The sequence below is a fragment of the Dokdonella sp. genome, assembly GCF_019634775.1.
In the GTDB taxonomy this organism is placed as follows: Bacteria; Pseudomonadota; Gammaproteobacteria; order Xanthomonadales; family Rhodanobacteraceae; genus Dokdonella.
On record NZ_JAHCAS010000001.1, the window covers coordinates 893,549 to 907,038 of the forward strand.

The 13,490-nt window shown below is 70.0% G+C and carries 15 protein-coding genes; 13 read left to right on the forward strand and 2 right to left on the reverse strand.

What is annotated here, in order from left to right; genetic code table 11:
* Nucleotides 1–4 precede the first annotated feature (4 nt).
* The 10 genes from KF907_RS03790 to KF907_RS03835 all read left to right on the forward strand — a co-directional run bounded on the left by KF907_RS03790 (nt 5) and on the right by KF907_RS03835 (nt 10,442).
* Nucleotides 5–1,402: a S41 family peptidase gene (locus tag KF907_RS03790; protein WP_291218347.1), complete on the forward strand. Its 1,398-nt coding sequence runs from the start codon at nt 5–7 to the stop codon at nt 1,400–1,402.
* Between the two features lie 94 nt (nt 1,403–1,496).
* Entirely contained in the window at nt 1,497–1,847 is a 351-nt protein-coding gene (locus KF907_RS03795) for a YqfO family protein (RefSeq protein ID WP_291218348.1), read from the forward strand.
* Complete coding sequence (locus KF907_RS03800; RefSeq protein WP_291218349.1) at nt 1,844–2,371, forward strand: GNAT family N-acetyltransferase; 528 nt, start codon at nt 1,844–1,846, stop codon at nt 2,369–2,371. The genes KF907_RS03795 and KF907_RS03800 overlap by 4 nt, the downstream gene beginning before the upstream one ends.
* A gap of 53 nt (nt 2,372–2,424) precedes the next feature.
* Nucleotides 2,425–3,171 carry a tetratricopeptide repeat protein gene (locus KF907_RS03805; RefSeq protein WP_291218350.1) on the forward strand — a complete coding sequence of 249 codons (747 nt, stop codon included), beginning with the start codon at nt 2,425–2,427 and terminating at the stop codon, nt 3,169–3,171.
* Nucleotides 3,172–3,214: 43 nt separating this feature from the next.
* On the forward strand, nt 3,215–4,819 hold the full coding sequence (locus KF907_RS03810; protein WP_291218351.1) for an ExeA family protein: 1,605 nt from the start codon (nt 3,215–3,217) through the stop codon (nt 4,817–4,819).
* Between the two features lie 3 nt (nt 4,820–4,822).
* Nucleotides 4,823–5,710 carry a general secretion pathway protein GspB gene (locus tag KF907_RS03815; RefSeq protein WP_291218355.1) on the forward strand — a complete coding sequence of 296 codons (888 nt, stop codon included), beginning with the start codon at nt 4,823–4,825 and terminating at the stop codon, nt 5,708–5,710.
* 22 nt (nt 5,711–5,732) lie between these two features.
* Nucleotides 5,733–6,416, forward strand: coding sequence for a rhomboid family intramembrane serine protease (locus KF907_RS03820; RefSeq protein WP_291218356.1), 684 nt, complete (start codon nt 5,733–5,735; stop codon nt 6,414–6,416).
* Between the two features lie 225 nt (nt 6,417–6,641).
* Complete coding sequence (locus KF907_RS03825; RefSeq protein WP_291220241.1) at nt 6,642–7,529, forward strand: ribose-phosphate pyrophosphokinase; 888 nt, start codon at nt 6,642–6,644, stop codon at nt 7,527–7,529.
* 31 nt (nt 7,530–7,560) lie between these two features.
* Nucleotides 7,561–8,919, forward strand: a complete 1,359-nt coding sequence (locus tag KF907_RS03830) for an MBL fold metallo-hydrolase RNA specificity domain-containing protein (protein ID WP_291218357.1) — start codon at nt 7,561–7,563, stop codon at nt 8,917–8,919.
* A gap of 2 nt (nt 8,920–8,921) precedes the next feature.
* The gene (locus tag KF907_RS03835) at nt 8,922–10,442 is read left to right on the forward strand and encodes a thymidine phosphorylase family protein (protein ID WP_291218359.1); all 1,521 of its coding nucleotides are present in this window, start codon (nt 8,922–8,924) and stop codon (nt 10,440–10,442) included.
* Here KF907_RS03835 and KF907_RS03840 read toward each other — a convergent pair.
* Complete coding sequence (locus KF907_RS03840; RefSeq protein WP_291218360.1) at nt 10,391–11,161, reverse strand: hypothetical protein; 771 nt, start codon at nt 11,159–11,161, stop codon at nt 10,391–10,393. The two genes, KF907_RS03835 and KF907_RS03840, sit on opposite strands and share 52 nt — an antisense overlap.
* 27 nt (nt 11,162–11,188) lie before the next feature.
* Nucleotides 11,189–11,557 (reverse strand): hypothetical protein, encoded by a 369-nt coding sequence (locus KF907_RS03845; RefSeq protein ID WP_291218362.1) that lies wholly within the window; start codon nt 11,555–11,557, stop codon nt 11,189–11,191.
* On the opposite strand from KF907_RS03845, the gene ubiA reads away from it, so the two are divergent.
* From ubiA to KF907_RS03860, 3 genes are all read left to right on the forward strand, one after another.
* The gene (gene ubiA, locus KF907_RS03850; protein WP_347252701.1) at nt 11,535–12,437 is read left to right on the forward strand and encodes a 4-hydroxybenzoate octaprenyltransferase; all 903 of its coding nucleotides are present in this window, start codon (nt 11,535–11,537) and stop codon (nt 12,435–12,437) included. The two genes, KF907_RS03845 and ubiA, sit on opposite strands and share 23 nt — an antisense overlap.
* Before the next feature lie 83 nt (nt 12,438–12,520).
* Complete coding sequence (locus tag KF907_RS03855) at nt 12,521–12,907, forward strand: hypothetical protein (protein WP_291218366.1); 387 nt, start codon at nt 12,521–12,523, stop codon at nt 12,905–12,907.
* 174 nt (nt 12,908–13,081) lie between these two features.
* Nucleotides 13,082–13,486 (forward strand): MbcA/ParS/Xre antitoxin family protein, encoded by a 405-nt coding sequence (locus KF907_RS03860; RefSeq protein ID WP_291218367.1) that lies wholly within the window; start codon nt 13,082–13,084, stop codon nt 13,484–13,486.
* The last annotated feature ends 4 nt before the right edge of the window (nt 13,487–13,490 follow it).

The window sequence follows — 13,490 nt, forward strand, 5'->3', positions numbered from 1 at the left end:
CGTGATGCCGCGTTCGCTGTCGATGCCGTCGTACCCGCGTTTCCGCCGCGCCATCCTGGCCGCCGCACTTGGCCTGTGTGCCACCGCCGCGTTGGCGGTCGATCCGCCCGAACCCGTTCCCGACGAAGAGCCCATCGAAGCGCCGGCGGCCGATGCCTCGGCCGCGTCCCGCCCGGGCGACGTGCCGGCGGCGCAGCAGATCAGCCTCGAGGACGTGCGCACGTTCACCGCGGTGCTGAGCCTGGTCAAGGAAGCCTACGTCGAGAAGGTCGACGACCGCCGGCTCATGCGCGCGGCAATCCACGGCCTGTTGAATGACCTCGATCCGCACAGCGAATACCTCGAACGCAAGGCGCTCGAGAGCCTCGGCGAGGACGCCAGCGGCAGCTATCCAGGCCTCGGCATCGAGGTCACCACGGTGGACGGCACGCTGCGCGTGATCTCGCCGATCGACGACACGCCGGCCGCGCGTGCCGGCATCCGGCCCGGCGACATCATCCTGCGCATCGACGACACCGCGATCGTCACCGACAACGTCGGCGAGGCCGTCGACATGCTGCGCGGCGCGCCCGGCACCGAAGTCACCCTGTCGATCCTGCGCGAAGGCGCCGCAGCGCCGCAGGAATTCCGGCTCAAGCGCGAAACGATCCGCGTCGCCAGCGTGCGCGGCCGCCTGCTCGAACCGGGCTACGCCTACCTGCGCGTCAGCCAGTTCCAGAGCGAGACCGGCAGCGAGTTGCGCAAGCGCATCGAGCGTCTGAAGAAGGACAACGGCAAGCCACTGGCCGGCGCCGTGCTCGATCTGCGCGCCAATCCTGGCGGCCTGCTGACCGCGGCCGTCGAAGTCAGCGATGCGTTGCTCGACAGCGGCACCATCGTGACCACCCGAGGGCGCATCCGCGAAGCCGAGATGGCGTTCCGTGCCACACCGGGCGATCTCCTCGACGGCGCGCCGGTCGTCGTCCTCATCGACAACGGCAGCGCCTCGGCCGCGGAGATCGTCGCCGGCGCGCTCCAGGACAACCGACGCGCCCTGTTGATGGGCCGGCGCAGCTTCGGCAAGGGCTCGGTGCAGACCGTGCTGCAACTCGATGAGGAACGTGCGATCAAGATCACCACGGCTCGCTACTACACGCCGAGCGGCGCCTCGATCCAGGCGGCCGGCATCGTTCCCGACATCGAGCTCGCCGACCTCGCGCTGACGGAAAATGAGCCCTCGTCGTATCCGGTCACCAGCGAACGTGACCTGCGCGGACACCTGCGCGGCGACAACGAAGCCACCGCCACCACGACCTCGCCCGCCGTCCACAGCGGCGCTCCACGCGACTACGCTCTGAACGAGGCGCTCAATGCCCTGAAGGCAATGGCCCTGCAGCGGCGCGCGGGCCCGGGAAAAGGCTAGGGATGCTCTTATCCTGGGGGCAACCATGGCGGTCAACCGTGCGCTGGGATCGCAGACCCCGGCCGCCATGCCCGGAGCGCGGACCATTCCATCGATGAATCTCCTTCCCATTTACCGCATCACCGTATTCGTGCCGCCGGAACATCTCGCGGCACTCAAGGCGGGCATTCTCGCCATCGACGACCTCGCCCTCGGTGATTACCGTGAGGTCATGTGGACGTCGGCACCCGGCTTCGAGCAGTACCGGCCCGGCACAGCGGCCGCGCCGAGGCTTGGCAAGGCCGGCGAGCTGGTCTCGACGCCGAGCGTGCGACTCGAGTTCTCGATCCCGCGCGATGCGCAACGCCTGCGCCGCGTGATCAGCGAGGGCGTGCACGCGCACCATCCGTGGGAAGTGCCGGCCGTGTTCGTCGACGAGGCGGTGTTTCCGCAACCGAGCCGATGAGCGAACCGCACGCCGATCCGCTCCTGGTCACCGCGCGCCTGGCCCTGCGTCCACTGGATGCCGGTGACGCCGGTTTCATGCTCGCCTTGCTGAATGACGAGGCCTTCATCCGCAACATCGCCGATCGCGGCGTGCGCACGCTCGACGAGGCGCGTGCCTATATCGCCGCCGGCCCGGTCGCAAGCTACGCCTGCAACGGCTTCGGGCTGTGGCTGGTCGAGGAACGCTCGACCGGCGCGGCAACCGGCATCTGTGGACTGGTGCGGCGACCGACGCTCGACGATGTCGACATCGGTTTCGCCTTCCTGCCGGCCTGGCGTGGCAACGGCTATGCGCGCGAGGCGGCGCAGGCCGTGCTCGACGACGCGCGCACACGGCTCGGACTGACCCGCGTGGTGGCCATCGTCGCCACCGCCAATCTCGCCTCGGCGCGCGTGCTCGAAGCGATCGGCCTGCGCTACGAACGCATGCTCGATCTCGGCGACCCACCCGAAACCTTGCGCTTGTTCGCCTGGGACGCCTGAACGTATCTTTCGCACCCTGCGCCGCCGGCGCCGGATCAATCCTGGAGCTTCCGATGCCCGTGATCGGTCTCGGCCTGCATTTCCTCTTCGCGATCCTGTTCGCGATCCATGCCGTGCGCAACGGCCATGACCGCTACTGGCTGTTCGTGCTGTTCATGTTTCCGGTGCTCGGCAGCCTGGCCTATGCCGGCGCGGTGTGGCTGCCCGGCCTGCGCCACGACCGCACCGCGCGCCGGCTCGCGCGCGGCTTGCGCGACCGCCTCGATCCGGGCCGCGAGCTGCGCGAGGCTGAGGAGGCGTTCATGCACTCGGCGACGGTCGACAACCGCCTGCGCCTGGCCGATGCGCTGGCCGCGGCGGGCCGCGCGGGCGATGCGGTCGGCGTCTACCACGATGCGCTCAAGGGTCTGCATGCCGACGACCCCGGCATCCAGGTGCGCCTCGCCACCGCGCAGTTCGACAGCGGCGATGCCGCCGGCGCGGCGCGCACGCTCGAGGCGCTGATCGCGGCTCACCCGGATTTCCGCTCGCCGGACGGACACCTGACCTATGCGCGCGCGCTGGCCGCGGCCGGCGAACGCGACAAGGCACGCGCCGAATTCGACGCGCTGGCGCGCTACTACGCCGGGCTCGAGGCGCGTGCGCGCTATGCCGAGATCCTGCAGGGCTGGGGCGAGGCCGACGCCGCGCGCGAGCTCGCCGCGAACGCGCTGCGCGACGAGCGGCGCATGCCGGCCTACGCGCGCCGCGCCAACCGCGAATGGACCGAGCGCCTCAAGCGCATCCACGCAAGCGCATGAAGGCCTTCACCGGGACCGAACGCCCCTCAGGTAGAGTAGACGGATGTATCTCGAGTATTACGGCCTGCGCGAGGCCCCGTTTTCGATCACGCCGGACCCGCGCTACGTGTTCCTGTCCGAACGGCATCGGGACGCCTTGGCACACCTGCTGTACGGCATCGGCAAGGGCGGCAGTGGCGGCTTCGTCCAGCTCACCGGCGAGGTCGGCACCGGCAAGACCACACTGTCGCGCCTGCTGCTCGAGCAGTTGCCGGAGAACACGCGCGTCGCCCTGCTGCTCAACCCGCGGCTGTCACCAATCGAGCTGATCGAGACGGCCTGCGAAGAGCTGAAGGTCGATATCGAGGGCAAGCGCGGCAGCCTCAAGGCGCTGACCGACGCGCTCAATACCTACCTGCTTGACGCCTATGCGCAAGGCCTGCGCGTGGTGCTGATCGTCGACGAGGCGCAAAACCTCTCGATGGACGCGCTCGAACAGATCCGCCTGCTGACCAACCTCGAGACGCCGACGCAGAAGCTGCTGCAGATCATCCTGCTCGGCCAGCCCGAGCTGCGCACGATGCTCGAACGTCCCGAACTGCGCCAGCTCGCCCAGCGCATCACCGCCCGCTACCACCTGACCCCGCTCGACGCCGCCGAGACCGAGGCCTACGTCAAGCACCGCATGGCCGTGGCCGGATGCACCCGACCGCCGTTCTCGCGGCTCGGCCTGCGTGCGCTGTACCAGCGTTCGGGCGGCATCCCGCGTCTGATCAACGTGGTCGCCGACCGCGCCCTGATGGCCGGCTATGCGCGCGAGCAACAGAGCATCGGCGAGCGCCTGGTCGACCGCTCGGCCGACGAGACCCTGCCCGGCCACGCGCGCTACTGGCTGCGACGCTTTTCACGTGTCGCCCTTGCCACCGCCGCGGTCGTCACGATCGCCGCGCTGGCCTGGATGCTGGACCGGCGCGGTGATGACGAACCGGCTGCAGTGGTCCCGGCCGCAGCCGTGGCACCGACACCGACCACGCCCGATCCGGGCATTGCCGCGCTTGCCGCGCACATCGCCTCGCCCGCCGAGAGCGAACTGCATGCCACCACGCAACTGCTCGCACGCTGGCAGGTCGGTTCGAACGAGGCCTCGGTGCGCGACGCCACGCGCTGCCCGGCAACGATCGCACCAGGCCTCAACTGCCTGCGTGGGCGGGCCACGCTGGAACAGGTGCTGCGCTTCGACCGCCCACTGGTCCTCGTCCTCACCGACGGTGGTGCGCAGGCGCATGCGTTGCTGCAAGGCGCCGGCCGCACGCGCGTGCGCCTCGATCTGGCCGGCGAGAGCATCGAGCTGCCGCGCGCCGAACTCGGCCGCTACTGGCCCGGCGACTTCCTCGCGATCTGGCGCGTGCCGACCAACATGGGCGGCCGCCTGCGCCGCGGTGATGCCGGGCCGGCCGTGGCCTGGGTCAAGGACCGCCTGCACCGTCTCGACCGCGGCGCCGACGGCGAGGCCGGGCCGGCCTTCTTCGACGAGGCGCTCGAGGAACGCGTGCGCAAACTGCAGCTTGCCTACGGCATCCAGGCCGATGGCATCATCGGCCCGGAAACCCTGTTCGCCCTGTCCGCGCTCGATGAAGCCGGCCCGCACCTGATCCGGAACATCGAATAAGCCATGTCACTGATCCTCGAAGCCTTGAAGAAGTCCGAGCGCCAGCGCCGCCTCGGCGAAGCGCCATCGCTTGGCTCGCCGGTGATCGTCGTGCGTCGGCGGCGCAGCCTGCTGCCGCTGCTGGTCGGCCTGATCGTGGTCGCCCTCGCGGTCGGCTGGTGGTTGCGCCGCGACGACAGCACCGCGGCGGATGTGCAGGCCGTCGCCGAGGCGCCCCCCACCGCGACGCAGGCGACCGCACCAACCGCACCCGCAGCAGCGGTGGAGCCGGGCTTCGACATGTCCGAACGTGTCGCGGCGCGCGCTGACCAGCGCCCGCGCGAGCGCACCACAAGCCAGGCCGCCTCGCGCCCGCCGGTCAGCAAGGTGCCGCCGGACGCGAACACCGGCATGCCCGCCGATGTACGCAAGCGGGTCGACAGCGGCGAACTGGTGGTGGCCAATCCGAACCTGCTCAAGCCCGGCCAGCCGTCGACCATCGACTCCCCGGAAACAGCCGCCCCACCGAGTGCAGACCGGCCGGCACGTTCCGCCCGACGCGAGGCCGCTGAAGTGCCCGAGGCGCCTGAAGAGAAGTACTACGCACCCGGGACGAAGCCGGCACCGGCGGAATCGGCCACGCCAGCCGTCACCGCGCCGCCCGCTGCGACAGGCTCGCCGATTCCGTTGCTGTGGGAGCTGCCTTACGCACAACGCCGCGACATCCCCGAACTCAAAGTCAGCATGCACGTCTACGCGAGCGAACCGGCCAACCGTTTCGTGATCATCAACGGCGAACGGCGTACCGAGGGCGAGGATTTCGACGGTGTACGGCTGGTCGAGATCCGCAACGACGGCATCATCCTCGAGCGTCAGGGCGTGCGCTTCCTCTATCCGCGCGGCGGCCGCTGAGCCGCCGCCACGGTCGCCGCCGGTGTTCGTCCAACTGGAAAGCCGGCGTCGCACGCGCGCGCCGTGGGCGACCGTGCTGCTGGTCGCCACCTGCGTGGCGATGTTCCTGTGGATCGCCTCGGGCGATCCGGCGTCGCGCGCGCGCCTGCTCACCGTGTGGGGCACCGTGCCCTCGTCCATCATCGATGCATCGGTGCCATGGCTGACCCAGCTGGCCGAGTTGCGCTTTGCGCGTCTGGTCACCGCACTGTTCATCCACGCCGACTGGCTGCACCTGACCACGAACCTGCTGTTCCTCGTGATGTTCGGCGTCCCGGCCGAGCGCGCACTCGGCTTCGCGCGTTTCCTGTTGTTGTTCGTGCTCGGTGGCGCACTGGCCAATCTGGTCGGCGCACTCACCCTGGCCGGCACGCACGCGCCGATCGTCGGATCGAGCGGTGCGGTGTGGTGCGTGGTCGGCGCCTACCTGGCCTTGTTTCCGCGCGCGCGCCTCGGTCTCGTCCTGCCGCTCGGCGTGTTCCTCGAGTTCGTGCGCATTCCGGCGTCGGTGCTGATCGGTTTCTGGGTCGTGCTGCAGATCGTCTTCACCTGGGTCGGCCCGCAATTCGGCGCCGTCGCCTGGTGGACCCACATTGCCGGATTCTTCATCGGCATCGCCTTTGCGCTGGTATCGAAACCGGCGATTGCAAGAAGATTGCGCAATTGAGCGGTGCGTTCGCGGATGCGGGTAATCAGGCTTACACTGGCCCGCGACAGGAATTGGAGGTGTTTGTGTCCGCCCTGCTGAAGCAAAACGAGGATCAGATCCGTGCCCATGCGGCAGAGGACGTGTTCGCCGATGCCCGCCGAATGTCCCGATGAGGCGCGTCCGCTTCATCGCCCCGGCAAGGCGTGAGCTTCGTTGCGGCGGGCTGCGGAACACCGCGTGACCATGACACGACTGACGTTTCCCTTGCCCGGCAACGAGGCCTTCGCCTCCGCCCTCGCGGCGGCCTGCGGCGGCGAGTGCGGCCGCATCGAGACACGGCACTTCCCGGACGGCGAAAGCTACGTGCGCCTGCACGGCGACCCGGCCGGACGTGTGGTCGACCTGGTCTGCACGCTGGCACGACCCGATGCCGCGTTCCTGCCGCTGGTGTTCGCCGCGGATGCCGCGCGCGAACTGGGGGCGCGCGAGGTCAACCTGGTTGCGCCGTATCTCGCCTACATGCGTCAGGATGCCCGCTTCCAGCCGGGCGAGAGCATCACCTCGCTCTCGTTCGCACGCCTGTTGTCATCGACCTTCGATCGCGTGCTGACGGTCGATCCGCATCTGCACCGCCACCCGGCGCTGGCTGCCCTGTACACGACCACGACCACGACCCTGCACGCCGCGCCGCTGCTGGCCGACTGGATCGCGGCGAATGTCGAGGCGCCACTGGTGATCGGCCCGGATTCCGAGAGCGAACAGTGGGCCGGGGCGATCGCCGCGCGCATCGGCGCGCCGCATGTGGTGCTGGCGAAGACGCGCCACGGCGACCGCAGCGTCGAGATCGCGGTGCCGGACCTGTCGGCCTTCCGCTCGCATACGCCGGTGCTGGTCGACGACATCGCCTCGTCGGGACGCACCCTGATGGTGGCCGCGCGGCAACTGGTCGAACAGCGCCTGCGCCAGCCCGAATGCGTCGTCGTGCACGCGCTGTTCGCCGAGGATGCGTGGAGCGCGCTGCTGCCGTTGTTCGCGCGCATCACCTCGACCGACGCGGTGCCGCACCCGAGCAACCGCATCGCGCTGGCGCCGCTCGTCGCCGATGCCCTGCTGCGCGGACTGCACGACTGATGCGCCACACGCATCACGAACAAGGAATCCCATGCTGAGCCTCACCTGCCTCGGCGCCGCCGGCACCGTCACCGGTTCCAAGCACCTGCTCACCCACGGTGACACGCGCATCCTCGTCGACTGCGGCCTGTTCCAGGGTCTCAAGAACCTGCGCGAACTGAACTGGCAGCGCCTGCCGGTCGAGCCGCGCGACATCGACGCGGTCGTGCTCACGCATGCGCATCTCGATCATTGCGGCTACCTGCCGCGCCTGCTGCTCGATGGCTTCGCCGGACGCGTCCACGCCACCGCAGCCACGCGCGACGTCGCCGAGCTGATCCTGCTCGACAGTGCCTGGCTGCAGGAGAAGGATGCCGAGCTTGCCAACCGCACGGGTGCGACCAAGCACCATCCGGCGCTGCCGCTGTACCGCGTGACGGACGCCGAACGCGCGCTGACGCGTTTCGACCGCGTGCCATTGCATCAGGCGACCGCCTTGCCCGGCGCTGCCTCGCTGCTGTTTCGCCGCGCCGGCCACATCCTCGGCGCGGCTTCCGCGCAGATCGACATCGGCGACAAGCGCATCGTGTTCTCGGGTGATATCGGCCGTTACGGCGATCGCGTCATGCACGATCCCGAAGCGGTGCCCGAGGCCGACTACGTGGTCATCGAATCGACCTATGGCAACCGCCGCCACGCTGCCATCGATCCCGTCGACGCGCTCGGTCAGGTGATCGAGCGCACCGTGCAACGCGCGGGTACCGTGGTGATACCCGCCTTTGCCGTCGGCCGCGCGCAGACCCTGATCCACGATCTCTGGCTGCTGCGCAAGGCCGGACGCTTGCGCAACGTGCCGGTCTACCTCGACAGCCCGATGGCGACCAGCGCAACCGCCCTGCTGCACAAGTACGAGGACGAACACCGCCTCACTGCCAGCGACTGCGAGGAAGCCTGCGCCGCCGTCACCTATGTGCGTGATGTCGAGGAGTCGATGGCCTTGTCGGCCAGTCCATACCCCAAGGTCATTCTCTCCGCCAGCGGCATGGCCACCGGTGGCCGCGTGCTGCATCACATTGCTGCGTTCGCTCGCGACCACCGCAACACCTTGCTGTTCGCCGGCTTCCAGGCAGCCGGCACCCGCGGACGCAAGCTGCTCGAGGGCGCGCGCGAGACGCGCATCCACGGCCACTGGATTCCGGTGAACGCCGAAGTCGCCGAACTGCCCATGCTCTCGGCGCATGCCGACAGCGACGAACTGATGCGCTGGCTGTCTGGGTTTCGACGGGCGCCGCGGCGCGTGTTCATCGTGCATGGCGAGCCCGCCGCGTCCGAGGCGCTGCGTGAACGCATCGACCGCGAGCTCGGCTGGGACGCCACCGTGCCGCTGGCCAACCAGAGGCATGTGTTGTGAGCGTGCCGGCACATCTCCAGGCGCCGCGCCTGCGTGCCCTGCGCATGCACCTGCATGCACAGCACCAGCCCATCGCGGTGATGCGCACCGACTGCCACGTCTGCCATGCCGAAGGCCTCGGCGCGCGTTCGCAAGTGCTGCTGAGCGCGGGCGGGCGCGATGTGCAGGCGCTGCTCTATCAAACTGACGACCCGCATTTCGCACCCGGCCGGGTCGGCCTGTCGGAGGCAGCATGGAAGGCCCTCGGCGTGGGCGACGGCGACGAGGTGCAGGTGCGTCATCCGCCGCTGCTCACCTCGCTCGCTCGCGTGCGCCAGCGCATCCATGGCCTGCGTCTCGATGCTGGCGACTTCCAGGCGATCGTGCGCGACATCGTCGGGCGTCGCTACACCGACGTGCACCTGGCCGCCTTCCTCACCGCCACCGCCGCCCTGCCACTGGATGAGGCCGAGACGGTCGCGCTGACCCGGGCCATGGTCGATGCAGGCGAACGCCTGCACTGGAACGGCGCGGTCGTGGTCGACAAGCACTGTGTCGGCGGCCTGCCGGGCAACCGCACGACGCCGATCGTGGTCGCCATCGCTGCTGCCAACGGTCTGGTCATGCCGAAGACCTCGTCGCGCGCGATCACCTCGCCGGCCGGCACCGCCGACACGATGGCGACGCTGGCGCCGGTCGAGCTCGACCTCGCCACACTGCGCCGCGTGGTCGAACGCGAGGGCGGCTGCCTGGCCTGGGGCGGGGCGATGCACCTGTCTCCAGCCGATGACATCTTCGTGCGCATCGAGCGCGAGCTCGACATCGACACCGAAGGTCAGCTGATTGCCTCGGTGCTGTCGAAGAAGATTGCCGCTGGCGCGAATCGTGTGGTCATCGACATCCCGATCGGCCCGACCGCCAAGGTACGCAGCCAGGAAGCCGCACACCACCTGGCAGCACGCCTGACGGCCACCGCCGCGCACTTCGATCTCACCCTGCGCTGCCTGTTCACCGACGGCAGCCAGCCGGTCGGTCGCGGCATCGGCCCGGCGCTGGAGGCGCGCGACGTGCTGGCCGTGCTCGGCAACGCGATCGATGCGCCGGTCGACCTGCGCGACCGCGCCATCGCCGTCGCCGGTGCCGTGCTCGAACTCGGCGGTGCCGCCGCCGACGGTGATGGCCAGCGGCTCGCCGGCGACACGCTCGCCAGCGGCCGCGCCCTCGAGCGCTTCCGCCGCATCTGCGTCGCCCAAGGTGGCCTGCGCGAACCGCCACGCGCGGCGTACGTGCAGGCCCTGCCGGCTGCGCGTGACGGACACGTGGTCGGCATCGACAATCGACGCCTCTCGCGGCTGGCCAAGCTGGCCGGTGCCCCGGAAAGCCCGGCCGCCGGGGTCGAACTGGCCACGCGCCTCGGCGATCGCGTGGTTCGTGGCCAGGCGCTGCTGTACCTGCACGCGCAGTCGCCCGGCGAACTCGCCTATGCGCTCGACTACGCACGGCAGAGTGGCGACATCGTGCGCGTCGACGAGGCACCGGCCTGACGCGCCGGTCCGCACGCCGGCGACGGTGGCGTCACGCACAACCGCCAGATCAGGCTCGGGCGGTCGGCCCGACCGGCTACACTCCACGGCATGAGCGAGACCCCTGAATCGCCACCGCCGCGGCGGCGCACGCCGGCGGCGAAGCCGGCGACGACATCCGTGGCGAAGGACGGCGGCGACGAAGCCCCGGCGAAGCGCGCGCCGGTGCGACGGCGCAGCGTCGCCGCGGGTGAAACGACCGATGCGCCACCACCACCGCGTGCACGTGCGCCGCGCACGACCAGGACCACGCCAACGGCAGCACCTGGCGGGCAGGGCGGTACCGCGCCACCGCCGGCAAAGCGTGTCGCGACGACACGCGCGCGCGCGCCGACGCAGGCACCGACCGCAGCAACATCGGTACCTGCCGCGCCGGCAGTGAAAGCTGACAGCCCGCCGCCGCGGCCCGCGACAGCGCCACGCGCACCTGTCGCTGCGCCGCCCACGCCATCAGCACCCGTCGCGACGAAACCGGCCCCGGCCATGCCGCCGCGTCCCGCGCCTGCGGCGACTTCGCCGGTAAAACCTGCTGCGCCGACGACGCCGGCAACCTCGGCATCGGCGCGCGCCACGCCGAACGCGGCCACGCCCGCCCCGGCTCCGCGCCCGGCACCTGCGGCCACGCCTGCTGCGCCATCACGCGCGACGCCGGCATCCGCAGCGCCGCCGCGACCAGCCACGACTCCGGTGCGTCCCGCGACTGCGCCTCAACCCGCCGCGACGCCACCTCGCCCTGCGACAACGCCGCAATCGGCGCCGCCACCTCCACGTCCTGCGGCAGCACCGCGCGCACCCGTCGTCGCGCCACCCACGCCGCCCGCACCGAAACCCGCACCTGCCATCGACGTGCGCAGCACGCCGCCGCGCCCGGCGCCACCGGCGAAGCCCGTGTCGACGCGCAACGCCGCCGAGGCGATCCCGCCGTGGATGCGCGACGAAACCGAAGCACCGGCGCCGGTCATCGAGACGAAGCCGGCACCTGCAAAGCCCACGAAACCGGGCAAGGGCACGGCGAAGTCAAACGCGCGCCCGGCCGATGCCTCGACGCGTTCGATGCGCGTGATCGAGTTGCTCACCTCGCGCCTGCCGCCGAAGTGGCGCGAGCGCGTGCGTGAGTACCTCGTGCTGATGCGCATGGATCGTCCGGTCGGCGCACTGCTGCTGCTGTGGCCGACCTGGTGGGGCCTGTGGGCGGCGGCCAAGGATTTCCCGCCGATCGGCCTGCTGGTGATCTTCACCCTCGGCGTGTTCGTCATGCGCGCGGCCGGCTGCGTGATCAACGACTACGCCGACCACGGCTGGCTCGATGCGAACGTCGAACGCACCCGCGGGCGGCCGATGGCGGCCGGGCGCGTCAGCCGCAAGGAGGCCTTGCTGCTGTTCGCCGGCCTGCTTGCGCTGGCCTTCGTGCTGGTGCTGTTCACCAACACGCTGACGATCCAGCTTTCGTTCGCCGGCGCCGCGCTCGCCGCGATCTATCCGTTCACCAAGCGCTGGACGCATCTCGCCCAGGTCGTGCTCGGCGCGGCCTTCGGCTGGTCGATCCCGATGGCCTTCGCCGCGGTCACCGGCGAGGTGCCGGCGCTGGGCTGGCTGCTGTTCCTCGCCAACGTGCTGTTCTCGACGATCTACGACACCGAGTACGCGATGGTCGACCGCGCCGAGGACATCCGCGTCGGCGCGAAATCGACCGCGATCCTGTTCGGCGACGCCGACCGCCCGATCATCGGCGTGCTGATGGCGACCTTCCTGCTGGCGATGCTGTTCGTCGGCCAGCGCCTCGATCTGGCCTGGCCGTACTGGCTCGGCCTGGCGACCAGCGCCGGCCTGTTCGGCTGGCAGCAATGGCTGATCCGTGGCCGCGGCCGTGCCGAATGCTTCGCCGCGTTCCGCAACAACAACGCGGTCGGCTGCGTGCTGTGGCTGGGCTTGATGCTGGCGTTGGCGGTGGCCTGAAATGCGGGGATTGGGGATTCGGGAAAAGCACGGAGCTTTTGCTTCCGCTCCAATTAATCCCCAATCCCGTCCCGGAGCGTCCAATGAAAGCCCTCGTCGCCCTCGCCCTGCTCGTGACCGGCGTCATCCACCTGCTGCCGCTGGCCGGCGTCACCGGCGCGCCGCGGCTCGCGACGCTCTACGGTGTCGACATCGCCGACCCCAATCTGCTCCTGCTGATGCGCCACCGCGCCGTGCTGTTCGGCCTGCTCGGCGTCTATTTCATCGGCGCGGCGTTGCGGCCGGCGTGGCGCACCTCGGCGCTGGTCGCCGGCTTCGTCAGTGTGGTCTCGTTCCTCGTGCTGGCCTGGCTGGGCGACGCCACCAATGCGCAGATCGGCCGCGTCGTGGCCGCCGACCTTGTCGCACTCGCCTGCCTCGTCGTAGCCGCGGCGATCCATGCCTTCGGCGCGAGGCGACGCGAGCCTTGAGGAAGGTCCGACCAAGTCCCTGCGCGGCTGATACCACTCCCGCAAGGCCTTGATTTCGTGGGAGCGGCTGCAGCCGTGAACGGCAGAATCCAGAGCATCCTTGATGCGTGAGGCCTGTATGCGCAGGTTCACCAATGGAGTAAAGTGGCCGCTACCTTCATTTGGAAACCTTGCGTGAAGACCCGCGCCATACCCACCCAGCCCCCCCAGCCCGCCACCGAACTCGGTGGCCCGGCCCTGCGCGCCTTCTTCGCCATCGCCGAGCGCTGGGGCCTGCGCGTCGCCGACCAGCGTCGCCTGCTCGGCGAACCGCCGGAATCGACGTTCTACAAATGGAAGCGCGAGCGCGACGGCAGCCTCGGCCGTGACGTGCTCGAACGCATCAGCTACGTGCTCGGCATCTACAAAAGCCTCGCCATCCTCTTTCCGGATGCCGAACGTGCCGATGCCTGGGTGCGCCGCCCGAACAGCGCGCCGGCCTTCGGCGGGCGTTCCGCGTTGGAGCGCATGCTGTCGGGCAACGTCGCCGATCTCTACGTCGTGCGCGAATATCTCGACGCCCAACGCGGCTGGAACTGAGTGG

Coding starts and splice junctions, on each gene's coding strand:
- KF907_RS03790 (WP_291218347.1), top strand. CDS start 5: ATGCCGCGTTCGCTGTCGATGCCGTCGTACCCGCGTTTCCGCCGCGCC.
- KF907_RS03795 (WP_291218348.1), top strand. CDS start 1,497: ATGAATCTCCTTCCCATTTACCGCATCACCGTATTCGTGCCGCCGGAA.
- KF907_RS03800 (WP_291218349.1), top strand. CDS start 1,844: ATGAGCGAACCGCACGCCGATCCGCTCCTGGTCACCGCGCGCCTGGCC.
- KF907_RS03805 (WP_291218350.1), top strand. CDS start 2,425: ATGCCCGTGATCGGTCTCGGCCTGCATTTCCTCTTCGCGATCCTGTTC.
- KF907_RS03810 (WP_291218351.1), top strand. CDS start 3,215: ATGTATCTCGAGTATTACGGCCTGCGCGAGGCCCCGTTTTCGATCACG.
- KF907_RS03815 (WP_291218355.1), top strand. CDS start 4,823: ATGTCACTGATCCTCGAAGCCTTGAAGAAGTCCGAGCGCCAGCGCCGC.
- KF907_RS03825 (WP_291220241.1), top strand. CDS start 6,642: ATGACACGACTGACGTTTCCCTTGCCCGGCAACGAGGCCTTCGCCTCC.
- KF907_RS03830 (WP_291218357.1), top strand. CDS start 7,561: ATGCTGAGCCTCACCTGCCTCGGCGCCGCCGGCACCGTCACCGGTTCC.
- ubiA (WP_347252701.1), top strand. CDS start 11,535: ATGCGCGTGATCGAGTTGCTCACCTCGCGCCTGCCGCCGAAGTGGCGC.
- KF907_RS03855 (WP_291218366.1), top strand. CDS start 12,521: ATGAAAGCCCTCGTCGCCCTCGCCCTGCTCGTGACCGGCGTCATCCAC.